Source organism: Micromonospora inaquosa (assembly GCF_003857055.1).
In the GTDB taxonomy this organism is placed as follows: Bacteria; Actinomycetota; Actinomycetes; order Mycobacteriales; family Micromonosporaceae; genus Micromonospora; species Micromonospora inaquosa.
In genome coordinates this window covers 1-5,066 of the sequence record NZ_QGSZ01000050.1, presented here as the reverse complement: position 1 = coordinate 5,066, position 5,066 = coordinate 1, and the positions used below count along the sequence as shown (strand labels likewise).

Annotated in this window: 4 protein-coding genes; 3 read left to right on the top strand and 1 reads right to left on the bottom strand. The window is 72.1% G+C overall.

What is annotated here, in order from left to right; translation table 11 throughout:
- Window positions 1-311: 311 nt before the first annotated feature.
- The 3 genes from DLJ59_RS00580 (at window position 312) to rocD (ending at window position 3,639) form a co-directional block, all read left to right on the top strand.
- Window positions 312-1,214, top strand: coding sequence for a DMT family transporter (locus tag DLJ59_RS00580; RefSeq protein ID WP_244235762.1), 903 nt, complete (start codon window positions 312-314; stop codon window positions 1,212-1,214).
- Between the two features lie 395 nt (window positions 1,215-1,609).
- Window positions 1,610-2,425 (top strand): dimethylargininase, encoded by an 816-nt coding sequence (gene ddaH / locus DLJ59_RS00575; RefSeq protein WP_208648508.1) that lies wholly within the window; start codon window positions 1,610-1,612, stop codon window positions 2,423-2,425.
- Window positions 2,425-3,639 (top strand): ornithine--oxo-acid transaminase, encoded by a 1,215-nt coding sequence (rocD, locus tag DLJ59_RS00570; protein WP_208648507.1) that lies wholly within the window; start codon window positions 2,425-2,427, stop codon window positions 3,637-3,639. Before ddaH ends, rocD begins: the two co-directional genes overlap by 1 nt.
- A gap of 54 nt (window positions 3,640-3,693) precedes the next feature.
- Here rocD and DLJ59_RS00565 read toward each other — a convergent pair whose 3' ends face one another.
- Window positions 3,694-4,848: an FHA domain-containing protein gene (locus tag DLJ59_RS00565; RefSeq protein WP_124770575.1), complete on the bottom strand. Its 1,155-nt coding sequence runs from the start codon at window positions 4,846-4,848 to the stop codon at window positions 3,694-3,696.
- Window positions 4,849-5,066 lie beyond the last annotated feature (218 nt).

Genomic DNA, 5,066 nt, shown 5'->3' with positions numbered 1-5,066 from the left:
GGTCGGGCAGGTCGGCAGCGGGCAAGTCGGCACTTTGCAGCGCGCCCGCGCCGGGTAGGTCGACGGGGTCCGCCGCTGATCAACTCGGGCTCAAGGAAAGCGGGGTGTCCGGCTAGGCGGGACACCCCGGCTTCCAGGAAACCGAGTCGATCAAGGCGAGCCCAGGCCCGACCAAGGCCAGACCAAGGCCAGGCCAGGCGGCCGTACCCAGGATTGGTGTCAGGAAACGCCCAGGTGGGTAGTTGAGGGGCGACACCGCGTGGGTGCCACCTTCTTTCGTCGGCCACCACGCATTCATCAGGAGGTGTGTAGTGGTCAGGATTCCTTCGCTGTCCCGCCGGTCCGAGCCGGCACCGACGCGGGACGAGAACCTCGACGGCCGCGTGGACGGCCGCGACACCCCGGTCACCGAGACCGGTCAGTCCGGCGACAGCGCCGGCCGCCCGGTGGTCACCGACCGGGACGCCGACCAGACGACGTACCGCAGCGCCGGCGCGACCGACGGCCAGCCCAGCCAGGCCGAGCGGCGGGCCAACGAGCGGGCGGCGGTGGCTCGGGCCGCCACCGCGCGACCGGTGGAGAGCGAGCCCCGGACCGGCACCGCCCGCCCGGTCGCGCCCGAGCCCACGAACGGGACGACTCGCCCCGTCGCACCCGAGCCCACGAACGGCACGACCCGCCCGGTCACGCCCGAGCCGGCTACCGCCCAGAAGGTGGAAACCGACGCCCGGTCCGCCGTCGCCCCGAGCACGACGCGCACCGCCGAACGCGACGCCGACCTCGACAGCACCACCCGGCGGCCCGACACCTCCGACCGGGTGAGCACGGACCGCCCCGTCGACCGGGCCCCAGGCGTGACCACGTCGGAGCCGCCGGTGACGCGTGGCCCGAAGCCGCGGGCCAGCCTGCTCGCCACCCTCGGCCTGATCGTCTCGGTCGCTGGCGCGATGTTCGTGCTGACCGGGACTCTGGCCGGGTACGGCATCGGGCTCGGGGCGTTCGGTGCGGTGCTCGCGGTGCTCGGCCTGATGGCCACCCGCCGCCGGCACGTCGCCGGCAAGACCGACGCGCTCTTCGGCGTGCTGATCGGGCTGGCTGCGGTCGTGATCGGGGTGCTCGCGATGACCGGCCAGTTCGACTGGCCGACCACCGACGGCGACTGGGTGCAGCGCTTCCGGGAGTGGCTTGACTCACAGTTTGTCGATCGTTTCTAGCGGGCACTGTTCCGCTCGCCGGTGGTGCACCGGCGAACAGCCGGCGGTTCGCCGGCAGCCCGACCAGTCCGGTGGTTCACCGGCCGGGCGACACCCTTTCAGGGGCGGCGGTTCGCCGCCCCTGAAGTGTTTCCGGGGCCCGGCGACAGTATTTCCGGGGCCCGCCGACGGCGATTTCGGGGCCTGGCCACGCCGGGCCCCGACGCCTTTCCCGGACCATCGACCCCAGACGCAACGATTCGTAGGCGCAGAGCGTCCAGACGCAACGAATCTTCGGCCTGCGCAACTCTCAGTGGTGGATCCTGCCGCTGAGGCCGCATAACGTTGAGCCACGGCGCCAGCCCGTGGGCCACGGTGGCCGGGCGCGCCCGACCCCTGGGAGCAGGACAATGACGATGGACGCCACCAGCCAGCGCCTGTTGATGTGCCGGCCGACGTACTTCGCCGTCGACTACGCCATCAACCCCTGGATGGACCCGAGCGCGCCGGTCGACGCCGCGCTTGCCGTCCGGCAGTGGGAGCAGTTGCGCCAGACGTACCTGGACCTGGGCCACACCGTCGAGGAGATCACTCCGGTGCCCGGCCTGCCCGACATGGTCTTCGCCGCCAACGGCGGCACCGTGATCGACGGCAAGGCCATGGCCGTGCAGTTCCGGGACCCGCAGCGCGCCGACGAAGCACCCGCGTACCGGGCCTGGTTCGAGGCCGCCGGCTTCGAGATGTACGACCCGAAGCACGTCAACGAGGGAGAGGGCGACATCCTGCTGGCCGGTGACCACCTGCTGGCCGGCACCGGCTTCCGCACGGCGCACGCCGCACACGCCCAGTTGCAGGAGGTCTTCGGCTACCCGGTGGTCACCATGCAACTGGTCGACCCGCGCTTCTACCACCTGGACACCGCGCTGACCGTGCTCGACGAGCGGACCGTGGCGTACCTGCCCGAGGCGTTCTCCCCGGGCAGCCAGACCGTGCTGCGCCGACTCTTCCCCGACGCGGTGCACGCCACCATGGCCGACGCCGAGGTGCTGGGGCTGAACGCGGTCAGCGACGGGCGGCACGTGGTGCTGCCCGCGCAGGCCACCGACCTGGCCGCCAAGCTGCGCGACCGGGGCTACGAAACCATCGGTGTCGACCTGTCCGAGCTGCGTAAGGCCGGCGGCGGACCGAAGTGCTGCACACTGCGACTCCGCCAGGGAAAGGCAAGCAAGTGATAGTGGATGACAAGCTGCGTACGCCGGGAGCGGTCCGGGACGCCGAGCGCTGGACAGCGCACAACTACCACCCGCTGCCGGTGGTGATCTCGTCGGCCGAGGGTGCCTGGCTCACCGATGTGGACGGCCGCCGCTACCTGGACTGCCTGGCCGGCTACTCGGCGCTGAACTTCGGTCACCGGCACCCGCAGCTGATCGCCGCCGCGCACGCCCAACTGGACCGGCTCACGCTGACCAGCCGGGCGTTCATCCACGACCAGTTCGCCGACTTCTGCCGGGAACTGGCCGAGCTGTGCGGCAAGGACCTCGTGCTGCCGATGAACACCGGTGCCGAGGCGGTGGAGACCGGCATCAAGGTGGCCCGCAAGTGGGGCTACCAGGTCAAGGGCGTGCCCGCCGGGCAGGCCAACATCGTGGTCGCCGAGGGCAACTTCCACGGGCGGACCACCACCATCGTCAGCTTCTCCACCGACGAGGACGCCCGCGCCGACTTCGGGCCGTACACCCCGGGCTTCACTGTCGTGCCGTACGGCGACCTGGCCGCGCTGACCGCGGCGATCGACGAGAACACGGTGGCCGTGCTGCTGGAGCCGATCCAGGGTGAGCAGGGTGTGGTGGTGCCGCCGGAGGGCTACCTGCCCGGTGTACGCCAGGTCTGCACCGAGCGAAACGTGCTGTTCATCGCCGACGAGATCCAGTCGGGTCTGGGGCGTACCGGCGCGACCTTCGCCTGTGACCACGAGGGTGTCGTGCCCGACATGTACCTGCTCGGCAAGGCGCTCGGCGGCGGCATCGTGCCGGTCTCCGCGGTGGCCGCGAACACCGATGTGCTCGGTGTGCTCAAGCCCGGCCAGCACGGCTCCACCTTCGGCGGCAACCCGCTCGCCTGCGCGGTGGCGATCGAGGTGGTCCGGCTGCTGGCCACCGGCGAGTTCCAGCGCCGTTCGGCGGAGCTGGGTGAGCGCCTGCGGGCCGGCCTGGAAGGGCTGATCGGCAAGGGCCTCGTCGGGGTGCGCGTCCGTGGCCTGTGGGCCGGTCTGGACATCGACCCGGCGCTGATGAGCGGTCGGGAGGCGTGCGAGCGGCTCGCCGCGCGCGGAGTGCTGGCCAAGGACACCCACGGCTCCACCATCCGGCTCGCCCCACCGCTGGTGATCACCGAGGACGAGATCGACCTGGCGGTGAAGCAGCTGGCCGAGGTGCTGGCCGGCTGAACCAGGAACGTGGTGGAAGGCGGGCGTCGGGGTTCCGACGCCCGCCTTCCAGTGTCAGGGGCGGGGCAGGCGCATGGCCATCGTCGGGGCCTCGGCCATCACCGAGGTGGGGGTGAACGGGGCGCCGGTGGGCAACTCCTCGGCCCGACCGATCTGCACCCCCGGGTACAGCTCGATCATGTCGTTCTCACCCAGCACCCGGGACTGCTGCGGGGCCAGCGGGATGCGTTCCGACTCGGCCATCGACCCGGCCGGGCGGATGCCGGAGCCGTTGGTGCTGACGTCGGTCACGATGACCTCGCCGACCCGCAGCTCGAAGCGGACGTGACCACGGCTGATCCAGCGTCGAGCCTCGTCGTTGAGCCACTGCCCGAGCATGATCCCGCCGTCCTGCTCGGGAGCGCGACCGGCCACGATCGGCTGCTCCTCGCTGAGCACGAACCGCCGCCGGACCAGGCCACCGACGCGCACCGCGAGCACCTCGGTACGCGGGCGCGGGCCGGCGTCACCGAGCCGTACGCCGTGCCGGGGGCAGGTCGGCACGCCGTTGCGCAGCGCGGGCGGCGGCTGCGCGGCGGGGCTGCGGTCGGCACCCCCGGCCAGGTCCGCGAACGCGCCACCCCCACCACCGCCGCCGAACAACGCGCAGCCCGACTCCGGGCAACGCCACTGGCGGGCCAGCAGCTTGACGCCGGTCGGTGACCGCTTGCCGGCCACCGGCGAGTGCCCACCACCGACGTGCGCGATGAACGCCGGCCCGCCGGCACCGGGCACCGGCGCGAGCACCCGACCGGGCTGCTCGACCAGCCACGGAAAACGACCGCGCAACCCGTCGAAGCGGACCCGGCTGAGCACCGGCAGACCGAGCAGGTCGGCGACCTCCAACATCCGGTCACCCGGGTTGTCGAGCACCTCGACGAGCCCGTCGTCGGCCCAGCGGCGGACCACCATCCGCTCGTTGGAGGTGAGGTCGGCGTCGGAGAGCAACGCCCGGTGCACCACCGCGTAGACCTGGACGCTGTCTTCCTCCAGCTCGCGGGAGAGCGCGTCGATGACCATGCCGAGGCGCAGCAGGCTGGCCGGTCGGCCACCGTCGATGTCCTGGTAGCGGATCACCTCGGCCAGGTCGATCACGGCTCGGGCCAACCCCGGGTCGGTGCAGACCCGCCCCTCGATGGCGTCCAGCACCTTGCTGATCTCGAATCTCATGCCGCGCTCCGGACGATGTCGTCGATCCGCCGGGTCGGGGACCAGCCCGTCAGCCCGCCCAGCTCATCTCGCACCGCTTCCGCGGTGAGCAGGTCTGCCATGCGCCGACCCTACCGGGGACGGCGGATGCCATCGACCAGCGGTGGCGGGGTGTCGATCGACCCGCTACGCGCAGGCGGGGGCGGTGCCGCCCGGCACCGCCCCCGCCTGCGCGTAGC